General features: G+C 57.9%; 14 protein-coding genes and 2 tRNA genes. 5 read left to right on the top strand and 11 right to left on the bottom strand.

Annotation, left to right across the window (positions count from 1 at the left end; translation table 11 throughout):
• Positions 1-111: 111 nt before the first annotated feature.
• A complete protein-coding gene (locus tag AC2TEL_RS10470; protein ID WP_480862212.1) occupies positions 112-504 on the top strand; it encodes a DUF302 domain-containing protein in 393 nt (130 codons plus the stop codon).
• 1 nt (position 505) lies between these two features.
• Here AC2TEL_RS10470 and hisA read toward each other — a convergent pair whose 3' ends face one another.
• On the bottom strand, positions 506-1225 hold the full coding sequence (hisA, locus tag AC2TEL_RS10465; RefSeq protein WP_480843725.1) for a 1-(5-phosphoribosyl)-5-[(5-phosphoribosylamino)methylideneamino]imidazole-4-carboxamide isomerase: 720 nt from the start codon (positions 1223-1225) through the stop codon (positions 506-508).
• A 132-nt stretch (positions 1226-1357) separates the two neighbouring features.
• Between hisA and AC2TEL_RS10460 the strand changes: the two genes are divergently transcribed.
• On the top strand, positions 1358-1759 hold the full coding sequence (locus AC2TEL_RS10460) for a DUF2147 domain-containing protein (RefSeq protein WP_480862143.1): 402 nt from the start codon (positions 1358-1360) through the stop codon (positions 1757-1759).
• A 4-nt stretch (positions 1760-1763) separates the two neighbouring features.
• Here AC2TEL_RS10460 and hisH read toward each other — a convergent pair whose 3' ends face one another.
• Both hisH and hisB read right to left on the bottom strand, forming a co-directional pair.
• Positions 1764-2402 (bottom strand): imidazole glycerol phosphate synthase subunit HisH, encoded by a 639-nt coding sequence (gene hisH, locus AC2TEL_RS10455; RefSeq protein WP_480862142.1) that lies wholly within the window; start codon positions 2400-2402, stop codon positions 1764-1766.
• Positions 2403-2990: an imidazoleglycerol-phosphate dehydratase HisB gene (hisB, locus tag AC2TEL_RS10450; RefSeq protein ID WP_480862141.1), complete on the bottom strand. Its 588-nt coding sequence runs from the start codon at positions 2988-2990 to the stop codon at positions 2403-2405.
• Between the two features lie 153 nt (positions 2991-3143).
• Here hisB and AC2TEL_RS10445 point away from each other — a divergent pair, with 153 nt between their 5' ends.
• A complete protein-coding gene (locus AC2TEL_RS10445; protein ID WP_480843721.1) occupies positions 3144-3383 on the top strand; it encodes an Lrp/AsnC ligand binding domain-containing protein in 240 nt (79 codons plus the stop codon).
• Between the two features lie 3 nt (positions 3384-3386).
• On the opposite strand, the gene AC2TEL_RS10440 is transcribed toward AC2TEL_RS10445, so the two are convergent.
• The 3 genes from AC2TEL_RS10440 to AC2TEL_RS10430 all read right to left on the bottom strand — a co-directional run bounded on the left by AC2TEL_RS10440 (position 3387) and on the right by AC2TEL_RS10430 (position 4520).
• Positions 3387-4253 carry a GNAT family N-acetyltransferase gene (locus AC2TEL_RS10440; protein WP_480903698.1) on the bottom strand — a complete coding sequence of 289 codons (867 nt, stop codon included), beginning with the start codon at positions 4251-4253 and terminating at the stop codon, positions 3387-3389.
• 85 nt (positions 4254-4338) lie between these two features.
• Positions 4339-4413 (bottom strand) — tRNA-Gly (locus AC2TEL_RS10435).
• Between the two features lie 32 nt (positions 4414-4445).
• A tRNA-Gly gene (locus AC2TEL_RS10430) sits at positions 4446-4520 on the bottom strand.
• Between the two features lie 149 nt (positions 4521-4669).
• On the opposite strand from AC2TEL_RS10430, the gene AC2TEL_RS10425 reads away from it, so the two are divergent.
• Positions 4670-4822 carry a hypothetical protein gene (locus tag AC2TEL_RS10425; RefSeq protein WP_480903695.1) on the top strand — a complete coding sequence of 51 codons (153 nt, stop codon included), beginning with the start codon at positions 4670-4672 and terminating at the stop codon, positions 4820-4822.
• 26 nt (positions 4823-4848) lie between these two features.
• On the opposite strand, the gene AC2TEL_RS10420 is transcribed toward AC2TEL_RS10425, so the two are convergent.
• From AC2TEL_RS10420 to AC2TEL_RS10410, 3 genes are all read right to left on the bottom strand, one after another.
• Entirely contained in the window at positions 4849-5232 is a 384-nt protein-coding gene (locus AC2TEL_RS10420) for an MAPEG family protein (RefSeq protein WP_480903692.1), read from the bottom strand.
• 78 nt (positions 5233-5310) lie between these two features.
• Positions 5311-8748 (bottom strand): pyruvate carboxylase, encoded by a 3438-nt coding sequence (locus tag AC2TEL_RS10415; protein WP_480903689.1) that lies wholly within the window; start codon positions 8746-8748, stop codon positions 5311-5313.
• A gap of 373 nt (positions 8749-9121) precedes the next feature.
• Positions 9122-10906: a sensor domain-containing diguanylate cyclase gene (locus AC2TEL_RS10410; RefSeq protein WP_480903685.1), complete on the bottom strand. Its 1785-nt coding sequence runs from the start codon at positions 10904-10906 to the stop codon at positions 9122-9124.
• A gap of 180 nt (positions 10907-11086) precedes the next feature.
• On the opposite strand from AC2TEL_RS10410, the gene AC2TEL_RS10405 reads away from it, so the two are divergent.
• Complete coding sequence (locus tag AC2TEL_RS10405; protein WP_480903681.1) at positions 11087-13483, top strand: ATP-dependent helicase; 2397 nt, start codon at positions 11087-11089, stop codon at positions 13481-13483.
• Positions 13484-13487: 4 nt separating this feature from the next.
• Here AC2TEL_RS10405 and AC2TEL_RS10400 read toward each other — a convergent pair whose 3' ends face one another.
• Both AC2TEL_RS10400 and AC2TEL_RS10395 read right to left on the bottom strand, forming a co-directional pair.
• Positions 13488-13778: a DUF1330 domain-containing protein gene (locus AC2TEL_RS10400; RefSeq protein ID WP_480903678.1), complete on the bottom strand. Its 291-nt coding sequence runs from the start codon at positions 13776-13778 to the stop codon at positions 13488-13490.
• Between the two features lie 373 nt (positions 13779-14151).
• Complete coding sequence (locus AC2TEL_RS10395; RefSeq protein ID WP_480862139.1) at positions 14152-14376, bottom strand: DUF1127 domain-containing protein; 225 nt, start codon at positions 14374-14376, stop codon at positions 14152-14154.
• Positions 14377-14461 lie beyond the last annotated feature (85 nt).

Here is a 14461-nt window from a genome sequence, read left to right as displayed (position 1 = left end):
TGTCACTCGCACGAAAGCCGTGAAAAATGGCCACTAATTCATCAGGAGATCAATGTGATGCGTAAACTCTTTTTGACGACCACATTTATTTTTGGAAGCGCTGTCACAGCGATGGCCGACGACATAATCAAGGTAAATACCGCCAAATCGGTGTCCGATGCGATGGATGCCCTCGAAGCCGCCGTGGGTAATGCCGGGGCGACCGTTTTTGCGCGAGTAGATCACGCTGCGGGTGCCGAAAAGGTAGGTATGACGATCCCGGCCAATCAAGTTCTGATCTTTGGCAATCCTGCGCTGGGCACACCAGCGATGCAAATCGACCCACGCGCCGGGCTGTTCCTGCCTCTGAAAGTGCAGGCTTACGAGGATGAAAACGGTCAGGTCTGGCTAGCCTATGAAGACCCAAAAGAGACCATGGACGAACTTGATGCGGTCGAAAACTCGCCTGTGATCGAAAAAATGCGCGGCGCGCTGGCCAAGCTGACCTCGGCCGCCGCGCAGTAACTCAGTTCAGGGCGCGAATGGCTTCGGCCAGGTCAATCGCGCCATCATAAAGCGCGCGGCCTGATATCGCGCCGTTCAGTTCTACTCCGCAGTCGCGCAGGGCGATCAGGTCGTCCAATGAACTGACGCCGCCTGAGGCGATAACGGGGATGGATACAGCCCGTGCAAGCGCTGCGGTGGCCTCGACATTCGGGCCCTGCATTGCGCCGTCGCGATTGATGTCGGTGTAGATGATCGCGGCCACGCCGGCGTCCTCGAAACGACGTGCCAGATCGGTGACCTGAACGTTGGTTTCTTCGGCCCAGCCCTTGGTGGCGACCATACCGTTGCGCGCATCGATGCCTACTGCAACTTTGCCGGGGAAGGCTTTGGCCGCATCCCGCACCAGATCGGGGTTTTCGACAGCGACTGTGCCCAGGATGACGCGCGCCAGACCTTTGTCGATCCAGGTTTCGATCGTGGCCATATCGCGGATACCGCCACCCAATTGGGCAGGCACGTTGCAGGCCTTCAGAATAGCTTCGACGGGGGAGGCGTTGACCGGCTCACCAGCAAAGGCGCCGTTCAGGTCGACGAGGTGCAGCCATTCGCATCCAGCCTCGACAAAGGCACGCGCCTGCGCGGCGGGGTCTTCGTTGAAGACCGTGGCCTTATCCATTTCTCCGCGCAACAGGCGCACGGCCTGGCCGTCTTTGAGGTCGATTGCGGGGTAGAGGATCATTTTGCGCGGCCCTATATTTCAGTTACACGCGCGGGATATCGCACAAGCGGGGCAGGGGATGCAACGCGACGCAAAGTCAATCTTGCCCGATTGCAGTCAGGCGGCCAGAGTGGCCAAAACAGGGAGAATATCATGAAGACATTCACAATTGCGGCTGCATTTGCTGCCCTGGCCACCAGCGCCGTTGCAGCCGATCCGGTCGATGGCCTATGGAAAACGCAGCCGGGCGATACCGGCGGTTACCTGCACGTTTCGATTGCCGAGTGCGGCAGTGCCATTTGCGGCACCATCGACACCGCATTCGATAAAGATGGCAACGAGCAGCTGGAATACGAGAACCTCGGGAAGCAGATCATCTGGGACATGATTCCGGAAGGCGACGGCAAGTATGACGACGGCAAGATCTGGGCGCCCGACCGCGACAAAACCTATAGGTCGAAAATGGAGCTGGACGGGCAGAATACGCTGACAGTCAAAGGCTGTGTTGCCGGTGGCCTGGTCTGCCGCGGCCAGACCTGGACGCGCGTTCAGTAACCCGTCACGGGGCCCAGGTCAGAAAGTTACCAATCATACGCAGCCCCACGTCCTGACTTTTTTCGGGGTGAAATTGCATGCCGACCATCGTGTCGCGGCCAATCACGGCCGTGACTTCCTGACCGTAATCCACATAGGCCAGACGTTCCGCAGGCTCGTTGACCCGGAAGTGGTAGGAGTGGACGAAATAGACATGGTCGCCGGATTTCACCCTGTCAAACACCGGGTGGGTGTTTTCCAGCACCAGATCGTTCCATCCCATATGCGGCACCTTCAGGGTGTGGTCTGACGGTTCGATCCGCACAACATCGCCTGCAATCCAGTCCAACCCATCGGTTTCGCAATATTCATGGCCCTTGGAGGCCATCAGTTGCATCCCGACGCAGATACCCAGAAACGGTCGGCCTTTCTGTTCGACGGCCTCGACCATCGCGTCGTGGATGCCTTTGTGCCCGCGCAGCTCGGACGCACAGGCGGGAAAGGCCCCGTCGCCCGGTAAAACAAGACGGTCCGCGCGCGCGACAACTTCTGCATCCGAGGTGACAACGACTTCACCCGCATCCAACTCACGCGCCATACGTTGAAACGCTTTCTCGGCGGAATGCAGGTTGCCACTTTCGTAGTCGATTATTGCGGTGAGCATTTACAGCGCGCCCTTGGTGGACGGGATCGCATCCGCCTTGCGCGGATCGGTCTCGACCGCCTGACGCAGTGCACGGGCCACCGCTTTGAAGGCCGCTTCGGCGATGTGGTGGCTGTTGAACCCGTGAAGCTGATCGATATGCAGAGTGATGCCGCCATGGGTACTGAGTGCCTGAAAAAACTCTCGCACCAGCTCGGTGTCGAACGTCCCGATTTTTGACGTCGGCAGGTCCACGTTCCAGATCAGGAATGGACGGGCCGAAAGGTCGAGGGCGCACCTTACCTGCGCGTCGTCCATGGGCAAGTGACACTCGCCGTAACGGCGGATGCCCTTCTTGTCGCTCAATGCTTGCATCAGAGCCTGACCCAGCGCGATGCCGGTATCCTCGACCGTGTGGTGGTCATCGATGTGGTAATCGCCTTTGGCCCGGATCGTCATGTCGATCAGCGAATGGCGCGCCAACTGGTCCAGCATGTGATCGAAAAAACCTACACCGGTCTGGTTGTCATATGTGCCGGTGCCATCCAGATTGACCTCGACCGAGATATCCGTCTCGGCGGTCTTGCGGCTGATCGAAGCGGTGCGCATGGGCGAATTCCTTTTGCTACAGGCGCGCTTATAGACGGGCTGGGGCAGATTGATCCAGCCCAAGCTTGGCTATCGATACAATCTGTTGCAGGGGATTGCACCTACGGGCCCGCCATGCCAGCCTGCCGGCAACTCAACCAACAGGGCCATACCATGTCCACCTGCGTATTCATTCAGATCCGTTGCAAGCCGGGCACAACATACAAGGTTGCCGAAGACATCGCGCTGCGGGAAATTCATTCCGAGCTTTATTCGACCAGCGGCGAATACGACCTGCTGCTGAAACTCTACATCCCCGAGTCTCAGGATGTAGGCCATTTCATCAACGAAAACCTGCTGACGATTCCGGATATCGAGCGATCGCTGACGACGATGACGTTCAAGGCGTTTTGACGTTCAGCCCAGCTCGAACGTCGTAATACCGAAGATCTTGTCCAGATCGATGTCTGGCGCGTGGCTGGAATACATGCGACCGGTCTCAAAAACTTTGGTCAATCCCAACTGGGCGGCCAATTTCATCGCCTGTCCGTTCGGGTTTGGCATGTCGATAAACACCTCGGCGCCCATCTCGTCTTCCGGGATGGCTGACAACAACGACACCAAGAGGGCCTGCGCTATTTCGGAATCGTCCGCGAATAAGGGTCCGACTTTGTAGCCGCTCAGGCATCGCCGCACGGTCGCATAGCCTTTTATGCGCCCATTCTCCCGATAGACGCGGGAAACATGGTTTGGTGCGTCCAGCCAGGCTTGCAGGAACGTATCACGCGGTGCAGGAAACAAGTTCCGATCATACTGTTTAAGCTCGTCGGTCACGGCGCTCAATGGTGTAATCTGGTTGGTGTGAGCGTGCGCCAAGCCCTGCAAAACATCGCCGACAGTACCGGCGAAGCGGTAATTGTCATAGGCCAGGGTGAAGCCGAATTTGCGATAATTGTCCTGTTGTTCGACGACACCATCCATGCCCATGTTTCGCTCGCCGCAATGTGCCTTGACTGCTTCGGCCACCTGAATACCGTATCCCGAGCCGCGAAATTCGGGCCGCACAATGTAGAAGCCCAAAAACGAATAACTGTCATCGTAATTGACCGCCGAGGCCGATGCGATCATCTCTCCATCCAGAAACCCGCCCTTGAACCCTTCGGGATCGGAGCTATGAAAACAAACCGCGTCATGAAGCCCGGGGTTCCATCCTTCGTGACCCGCCCAGTCCACAGCCCTTTGCAGTTCTGCCGCTGTCAACGCGCGAATTTCATATTCCGGCATGGGCGCATCTCCTTCGTGATTGCGACTAAAATCACAATGGAGCAACGTCCGGGAAAGAACCAGTATGTTCGGAGTGTTTGGTATCTGGAGCGGGCGAGGCGATTCGAACGCCCGACCCTAACCTTGGCAAGGTTATGCTCTACCCCTGAGCTACGCCCGCATCAGATACAATTCGACCCAATGGTCTCTCAATGGAGCGGGCGAGGCGATTCGAACGCCCGACCCTAACCTTGGCAAGGTTATGCTCTACCCCTGAGCTACGCCCGCGCCGTTGAGTGAGGAGGGATGTATAAATTCCAACGCGGGGCTGCAAGCGGAAAAACACAAAAAGCCGAAAAATCTTTGGCGACAGAAATTGTGAACTTGCGCGTTAAAGACCCAGTGAATTGCAAAACAAGAATAGTGGAGGAAAGCTGATGGCGAGGTTCGAGAGTGTGAAAATGATGGCCCTGACCGCATTGATATTGCTGGCCATGGCTTTGTGCAAAACCCGCGAAGATCAGTTGGGTAAGGTCGACCCGAACCTGAAACAGCCGCCCGAGGTCGAATTGCGCGTTTTGACCGGGTAGGGCGGGCCAGCGCCCATTGTGGTACGTCAAGTCGCCAGTACGAGGTTCGCCATCGCTGCGACCAGAATTGCCGCAAAGGTCAGGAACATGCCGATCTGTCGCAGAATCACGATTTGCGGCGTGCGACCGAAGCCATAGGCATGAAGCAGGCGACCAGCCAGCAGCATCAGCCCCAACAGGTTCAGCAACAGTCCTACGGCGCCCTGTAGCTCGGCCATGGCAATCAGAAGTAGGGCAAACGGCGCATACTCAGCAAAATTGGCCTGGGTGCGCATCGCTTTGATCATCGTCTTATTCCCATGGTCTCCCACCGAGATCTTGCCACTTCGACGGTGCAGGATGACATTGACGCTGAGCGCGAGGTAAAGAAATGCAATCAGGGCCGCGTAGATTGGTGTGATGGTCAGCATAAGTAGCCTTTCAATGCGCAACAAAAAAGGACCGCGCAGTTTCCCGCACGGCCCAATAATTCTAATTCGATCTGTAGTTTATTCCAGTTCGACGAGAAGGTCTTTCGCGTCAATCTGTCCGCCGGGCTGGACGTGGACCGCCTTGACTACCGCGTCGCGTTCGGCGTGGATGCCGGTTTCCATCTTCATCGCTTCGATGGTCAGCAGCAGATCGCCTTCTTTGACTTCCTGCCCTGCGTTGACCGCAACGGTCGCCACGACACCGGGCATCGGAGCGCCGATATGATTGGCGTTGCCAGCTTCGGCCTTGGGGCGCTGCGCGGTTGAGGCCTTGACCAGACGATTTGGCACCCGGATCACACGCGGCTGACCGTTGAGCTCAAAGAACACTTTGACCTCACCGTTTTCGTCGGTTTCGCCAATGGCCTGGCAGCGGATCTCCAATGTCTTGCCCGGGTCGATTTCCGCGGTGATTTCTTCGCCAGGCTCCATGCCGTAGAAGAAGGTGCGGGTGGGCAATGTCCGGACCGGGCCATAAACCCGATGTCGCCCCATGTAATCCAGGAACACCTTGGGATACATCAGATAGCCATTCAGGTCCTCGTCATCGACTTCTTTGCCTTCCAACTGCTTGGACAGCTCGGCGCGCGTGGCCTCAAGGTCTACAGGGGGGACATCCTTGCCGGGGCGGTCGGTGTTTGGCGCTTCGTCCTTGAGCACCTTCTTGACGATGGTGTCGGGAAACCCACCCGGAGGCTGGCCCAGATTGCCGCGCATCATGTCCACGACCGAGTCCGGGAATGCCACGTCTGTGCCGGGATCCTCGACCTGCTCGCGCGTCATGTTCTGGCTAACCATCATCAGCGCCATGTCACCGACCACCTTGGACGACGGCGTCACCTTCACGATGTCGCCGAACATCTGGTTCACGTCCGCATACATCTGAGCGACCTCGTGCCAGCGCTCTTCCAACCCCAGCGAGCGCGCCTGCGCCTTGAGGTTGGTGAACTGACCACCGGGCATTTCGTGAAGATAAACCTCAGAAGCCGGTGCCTGCAGGCTGGATTCGAAGGCCGCGTACTGGCCGCGGACGGATTCGAAGTAGTCGCTGATTTCGCGGATGGCCTTGATGTCCAGCCCGGTGTCGCGGTCGGTATGGCGCAGCGCCTCGACCACTGTACCAAGTGTTGCTTGGCTCGTGTTGCCCGAGAAGCTGTCCATGGCGCAATCCACAGCATCCACACCGGCTTCGGACGCAGCCAGAATGGTCGCGCTGGCGATACCGGCCGTGTCGTGGGTGTGGAAGTGGATCGGCAAGCCGACCTCTTCCTTCAGTGCGCGGATCAAAACCCTGGCTGATGCCGGTTTCAGCAGGCCCGCCATGTCCTTGAGGCCCAGCACATGGGCGCCGGCGTCACGCAGTTCCTTGGCCATGCCGACATAGTATTTCAGGTCATACTTGGCGCGATCCGGGTCCAGGATATCACCGGTGTAGCAGACGGTACCTTCGCAAATCTTGCCGTTCTCAATGACCGCATCCATGGCGACACGCATGTTTTCGACCCAGTTCAGCGAGTCGAACACGCGGAAAACGTCGATGTTTCTGGATGCCTGACGGACGAACTCCTGCACGACGTTATCGGGATAGTTCGTGTAGCCAACCCCGTTCGCCCCGCGCAACAGCATCTGCGTCATCAGGTTCGGCATCGCCTCGCGCAAATCGCGCAGACGTTGCCAAGGGCATTCCTGCAGGAAGCGGTACGCCACGTCGAACGTTGCACCGCCCCAGCATTCGACCGAGAACAATTGCGGCAGGTTCGCCGCATAGCTCGGCGCCACCTTGATCATGTCGATCGAGCGCATCCGGGTCGCCAGCAGCGACTGGTGACCGTCGCGCATGGTGGTGTCGGTAATCAGCAGTTGCCGCTGCGCCTTCATCCAATCGGCGACAGCTTGCGGTCCCTTCTGTTCCAGCAGATTGCGGGTGCCCATCCGCGGCTCGGCCTTCGGTGCAGGGGCCTTGGCCTCTTTCAGATCGGCGCGCGGGGCGGGGCGGTCCTTGGTTTCGGGGTGACCATTGACCGTGATGTCCGCAATATAGGTCAGGACCTTGGTGCCGCGGTCGCGGCGCTTCTTGAACTGGAACAGGTCCGGGGTCTCATCGATGAACTTGGTGGTGTATTCATTCGAAAGGAAAGTCGGGTGTTTCAACAAGTTCTCGACAAATGCGATGTTGGTGCTGACACCGCGGACACGGAATTCACGCAGCGCGCGATCCATTCGCGCGATTGCTTTTTCAGGCGTCGGCGCCCAGGCGGTGACCTTGGTCAGCAGCGAGTCGTAGTACCGCGTAATCACACCACCCGCATAGGCGGTACCGCCATCCAGACGGATGCCCATGCCGGTGGCCGAGCGATAGGCGGTGATGCGGCCATAGTCGGGGATGAAATTGTTGAGCGGATCTTCCGTCGTCACACGCGTCTGCAGCGCGTGGCCGTTCAGACGAATCTCGTCCTGGCTGGCCTTGCCGGTCGCTTCTGCCAGAGTTTTACCCTCGGCGATCAGGATCTGAGCCTGAACGATGTCGATACCGGTGACTTCCTCGGTGACGGTATGTTCAACCTGAACGCGCGGGTTCACCTCGATGAAGTAGAACTTGCTTGTGTTCATATCCATCAGGAACTCGACAGTCCCGGCGCACTCATAGTTCACATGCGCGCAGATACGGCGGCCAAGCTCGCACAGTTCGGCGCGCTGGTCTTCGCTCAGGTAAGGGGCGGGCGCGCGTTCTACGACCTTCTGATTGCGGCGCTGGACCGAACAGTCGCGCTCGTACAGGTGGTAGATCTCGCCGTGCTTGTCGCCCAGGATCTGCACTTCGACATGGCGGGCGCGGGTGATCATCTTTTCCAGATAACCCTCGCCATTGCCAAAGGCGGCTTCGGCCTCGCGCCGACCTTCCAGCACTTTTTCTTCCAGTTCATCCTCGGACAGGATCGGGCGCATGCCCCGACCGCCGCCGCCCCAGGACGCCTTGAGCATCAGCGGATAGCCGATCTCTGCCGCCTCGGACTTGATGGCGTCCATATCGTCGCCCAGCACTTCGGTGGCAGGGATGACTGGAACGTCAGCGGCAATCGCAACCTTCCGCGCGCTGGCCTTGTCGCCAAGCGCGCGCATGGTTTCGGCCTTGGGGCCGATGAAGGTGATACCGTTCTTGACACAGGCATCGACAAAATCCGGGTTTTCCGACAGCAGCCCGTATCCGGGGTGGATGGCATCGGCGCCGCACTCTTTGGCGACGCGAATGATCTCGTCAATTGACAGATATGCGGCCACCGGCCCCAAACCTTCGCCGATGCGGTAAGCCTCATCCGCTTTGAAGCGATGCAGGCCCAGCTTGTCCTCTTCGGCAAAGACAGCAACGGTGCGCTTGCCCATCTCGTTGGCAGCGCGCATCACGCGAATGGCAATCTCGCCGCGGTTGGCGATCAGGATTTTCTTGAAGTCGGTCATCTCTGGTCCCGGTCTTTTAGGTGTGGCCGTGTTGATAGAGCGAGATTATGCGCAGGGATATCAGTTCTTCTGGGTAGAACCGGCATGTTAACGCTCGCAAACGCCACTTGTTCGCGCTGACCTTTTAGCGATGCGGCAATGCAGCATCAATCTTTTGAACGATTCGAGCTTAGTTTTTTACCAAAGGTTGCGATTCCGGCCTTCTTGGGTGGCCTTGGAGTGTCAGAGTGAAACAGAACGGGTCAGCGTCTTCATCAAATTCATGGACAATGATTCGTGCCTTCCACCACCCTTTGACGGTCGAAAATCGGATAAAGCTGATCTTTCAAACCCGGTGCCAGCGGTGCATCGGACCTGTCCATGAGGTCAACGGCTATGCGGCCGATGCAGGCGGGGTTGGTTCTTCCTTTTGCTTGGTTTTGACTCCCGAGGTGCCAGCAACTGCCGAACCAGCCACCTGAACCTGATTTCTTCCTTTGTCCTTTGCAGCGTACAGGGCGTCATCCGCAGCACGCATCAGATCTTGAGGCATGGTTCCATGCGCAGGGTAATGCGCAACCCCAACCGAAATGGTGATGCGTGGCAATGATTTCTCACCATAGCGCACCGTCACGGCTTCGACCGCCTGCCGCAGGTGCTCTGCGCGGGTGATTGCTTCCTCGGGGCTGTTGTCGGGCAGGATCAGCATAAACTCCTCTCCGCCAATGCGGCAGGCGATTTCGTCCCGGTCGCATCCTTGTTCCAGTGCGGACCCCACAGCTCGCAGGACCATATCGCCCGCATCGTGACCATGCGTGTCGTTGAACTTCTTGAAATGATCCACATCCACCGCGATCAGGCTGAGCCGGGCCCCCGTCTGCTGACTGCGGCCGATCGCCTTGCGTAGCGTTTCCGTCATATGCCGGCGGTTGAACAGCCCGGTCAGAGGGTCGCGGACCGACTGGTCGTGCAACTGATCCCGCATCCGCACGTTGGCAATCGCCATGCTGATTTGTTCAGCGCAGAGCTGCGCGAGTTTCTTGCTGGAATGAAACTCCTCACCGCGGCCCTCATGAGCACGCAAGTGAAGCAGTCCAACAGTCTCTCCATGGGCGAGGATCGGAAAGCAGAAATAGGGACGCCCGTCATGGGGTTCTGCATGCTCGCAGACGAAATCGATTTCCGAGGCTCCGAATTCATAAGTTCGACCTCGCCGCAAACCCCAGCAGCCTTCCGGATGTATATGGGCTTTGTGGGCGCCGCCGTTCCAACTGGCGCATCCGTCCAAAACGTCGCGTGAATTGGAGTACACGTAAACACTGCCCTCAGCCTCGGGCAGAATGTGTGTCATAAAGCGCGAGACCATATCGAACAGTTCGTCCAGAGAGCGGCTGGATTGCAACCATTCGTTCAACTCGCCCAACAGGCGCACCTCGCGCGCCAGACGCAGCTGGTCGTCCATCAAATCACGCTCTTTCGCGGCCCGAACACGCAAGTCGCGCATCTGACGGCGATTTGTGCGGTAGATGACCAGCACCACAGCGGTCAAAGCCAGCAGGGCTACGCCGCACAGGACCGCCAGCGAAAGACGGGCCCGCAGGATGAACAGGTTTCGCACTTGCGTGATGTCCGTGTAAAATTCAATCGCGCCCAGAAAGCGCCCGTCTTGCAGAACAGGGACATAAATTTCAGCCACGTGGCGCGTTGTGCTACCCGCGTTATGCTGCAGGTCAGGGTTGAAAGCATCGACGTCGGTAAGTGGCTTTTCTTCGTGTTTGTAGAAGATGTTGCCGGCGGCGACGATCGCTTGGAAATAAGGTTTGTTCGCCGTTTCCCCGATGTCCGCCCTGCGCGTCGACCAAACGACTTGTCCGGTGCTGTTGAAAAGTTTGAAGCGATAGATGTCGGATGTTGCGGGCAAAAGTTCCAGAAATTCCTCGTCATGCCCATCCAATTCACCAGTTCGAAATGTCGCTTCGACTTCGCCCAAATGTGAGATGACCTGCTGTTTCAGCTGCATGGCGCGGTAACGGAGATCGGATTCCAGCATTCGATCCACCAGCGGAGCGGGCAACGTGAATATGCCCCAACCTGCAATACCCGTCAGACCGATCAGCATCAGCGCGATTGCCACTGCCTTTGCTTTGGGCATATCGCCCGGCTTGCTGTCGTTTTGCATGTCTTGTGCTCCCGCATCCACCGGACCAGCATCACAAGCGCGGTTTGACAGAGTCTTAACGCGGTCGTCTGAATGTATGGAAAGATTGTTAGAATTGACCACATTGAACTGAATATGTTTCGGCGAACAAGCCGTGAACAAACCCTTTCCCTCGGCGCTTATCCAGCGTAGTTTGAGGCCATGAGCAGTTTTGATGAAACGGACGCCTTCGAGGGCGCATCGCTGTCGGTACGCGCCATGGCCGCGCGCCCCGCGCCATATCTGGATGAATTGAATACGGCGCAGCGCGAGGCGGTTGAACGCCTGGACGGTCCGGTTCTGATGCTGGCAGGCGCGGGAACCGGCAAGACAAAGGCGTTGACCGCACGAATTGCGCATCTTTTGTCCACCGGGCGGGCGCGACCCAATGAAATCCTGTCCGTGACCTTCACCAACAAGGCCGCGCGCGAGATGAAAGAACGGGTCGGACGTCTGTTAGGCCAGCCGGCAGAAGGTATGCCCTGGCTCGGCACTTTTCATTCAATCTGTGTCAAGCTGCTTCGTCGCCACGCAGAGCTGGTGGACTTGAAATCGAACTTTACGATTCTGGATACAGATGACCAACTTCGCCTGCTCAAACAATTGGTTCAGGCCGCAAATATCGACGACAAGCGCTGGCCCGCTCGGATGCTGGCCAGCATCATCGATGACTGGAAGAACCGAGCGCTGACCCCAGAGAAAGTGCCCGCTGCAGATGCCGGGGCATACAACAGCAGGGGCGTCGAGCTTTATGCGCAATACCAGACACGGTTGCGCGAACTGAATGCTGTGGATTTTGGTGACCTGCTGTTGCATATGGTCACGATCTTTCAATCTCATTCGGATGTTCTGGAGCAATACCAGCGCTGGTTCCGGTACATCCTTGTGGACGAATACCAAGATACGAACATTGCCCAATACCTGTGGCTAAGGTTGCTGGCGGGCGGACACAAAAATATCTGTTGCGTTGGTGACGACGACCAGTCGATCTATGGCTGGCGTGGTGCCGAGGTGGGCAACATCCTGCGGTTCGAAAAGGACTTTCCTGGTGCCTACGTTGTTCGGCTCGAGCAGAACTATCGCTCGACCCCGCATATTCTGGCGGCGGCATCGAACGTTATCCGGGGCAATGAAAGCCGTCTTGGTAAGGAACTCTGGACCGACCAGAAGGAAGGCGAAAAGGTTCGCCTGATCGGCCATTGGGATGGCGAGGAAGAAGCGCGCTGGATCGGGGAAGAAATCGACGCGATGCAGGGCGGCACGCGCGGTGTGCGGCCAATGAACCTAGACGAAATTGCCATTCTCGTGCGTGCCAGCCACCAGATGCGCGCCTTTGAGGATCGCTTTCTGACCATCGGCCTGCCTTACAAGGTGATTGGCGGACCTCGGTTTTACGAGCGGATGGAGATTCGCGATGCCATGGCCTACTTCCGGCTGGTGGTCAGCCCCGAGGATGATCTGGCCTTCGAGCGGATCGTGAACACGCCAAAACGCGGCCTGGGCGACAAGGCACAGCAGACGATCCAATTGACCGCGCGGGAAAACGGTGTGTCCCTGGTGGATGGCGCTCGGATCGCGGTGGATCAGGGATTGATCAAGGGCAAAGGTGGCGTGGCACTCAGGCAATTGATTGACGGTATCACCCGGTGGAATGCCATGACCCGTGGACCGCGGATCGAGATTGACGATGACTCGGTGATCGACGATGGCACCTCGCCGGCCCGCTATGGCGAACCGGAGCACAACCATATCGAACTGGCACAGGTCGTCCTGGATGAATCCGGCTATACCGCGCATTGGCAGAACGACAAGACGCCTGAGGCACCGGGGCGGCTGGAGAACCTCAAGGAACTGGTCAACCAGTTGGACAATTTCGAGAACCTGCAAGGGTTTTTGGAGCATGTAAGCCTCGTCATGGATAACGAGCAGGAATCAGATGGCGCAAAGGTCTCGATCATGACTTTGCACGCCGCCAAGGGTTTGGAATTTCCAGCAGTCTTCCTGCCAGGGTGGGAGGACGGACTGTTCCCCTCGCAACGGTCGATGGATGAATCGGGACTTAAAGGCCTCGAGGAAGAGCGTCGCCTTGCCTATGTCGGCATTACCCGCGCGGAAGAGGTCTGCACGATTTCGTTTGCGGCCAACCGGAGGGTGTTTGGGCAGTGGCAGAATTCGATGCCATCGCGTTTCATCGACGAATTGCCCGAGGATCACGTGGAAGTTCTGACACCGCCGGGCCTCTATGGCGGTGGGCAAACCGCAGCCAGTATCGAAACCCGAGCGGCCGAAGCGAATGTATACAACTCGCCCGGTTGGAAGCGGATGCAGGCGCGGCAGGGCCAGTATGGCATGTCTCAACCGCGCGAAAGCAGAAATACCGTGATCGACGCGACCGCTGTCGCCAGCTTTACGCTGGGCGAGCGTGTGTTCCATCAGAAATTTGGCTATGGCGCGGTGGTCGGAATCGAAGGCGACAAGGTTGAGGTCGACTTTGACAAGGCCGGCATCAAGAAAGTCGTCTCGCGGTTTCTTTCTGCTAAGGATGACGTGCCATTCTGAAAGATCAAATACCCTCGACCAGTACCATGTTTGTTGTTGCCGTCGCTTTCCGGATTTCCGCAAGCGCGACGTAATCCGGATCGTTCTTCCATGCGTGAGCGGCAGCAAGGTCAGGAAATTCCATAAGGACGATCCCGCCCTCGGGCCAAGTGCCTTCGATCAGATCGACGGGCTTGGATGAAACCGTCAGCAACCGGCCGCCGTGTCGGTCGAATATCGGCATGAACCCCTCAAGGTAGCCTTGGTAGTTTTCGGGATCGTGAATGTCAATCTGAGCGATGAAATAGGCGGGCATGGGTGACTCCGGGGCAAAGGGATATGACCCGATCATACAGCGGCATGCGCAAAAGAAAAAACGGCGGTTCCCAGGGAGGAGGAGGGGGAACCGCCGTTCTTTTCAACACCGGGGCAGGGAGGAGGAAAGCCCCGATGTATCCGAACCCGGGTTACAGCCCGGTATGAGGAAGACGCGGCGACGCCAGGGAGGAGGAGGGCGTCACCGCGCGCTTTCAACATCGGGAAAGGGAGGAGGAGTACCCGATGCATCTGCGTCCGGCGTTCAGAGCCGGTATTAAGTGCGGCAACGTCAGGGAGGAGGAGAGACGCTGCCGCTGAAATACAGACCCAAAGGGAGGAGGTGGGCCTGATCTCGGTTGTTCGTTTCGCGCTTAATGCGCTGTGTAGTCTTCGGTTGCCTGCAGCGCGACACGGCGGATCATTGACCGGTGCAGGCCCAGATCGGCCAGCTCACGGTTGGACAATGCCGACAGTTCGTTCACCGTCTGGCGATAGATCCGGTAGCGGACAAAGCGGGTTTTCATCGCTTCGATCAGTGACGCCAGGACGTTTGTGTGTGTGCCTTTCAGGGCGGAAATGTTGCTTGCTGCTGCCATCGTCTTATTCCGGTAACTCGTGTCTTGCACCGGTGCGTCCGGCGCTTGCTTGAGACTGAAAATAAGCGAATGCTGCGATTGCACA

It is taken from the genome of Ruegeria sp. HKCCD9138 (assembly GCF_057220975.1).
The sequence above is the reverse complement of the archived record's forward strand: the minus strand, read 5'-3'. Positions and strand labels throughout refer to the sequence as shown.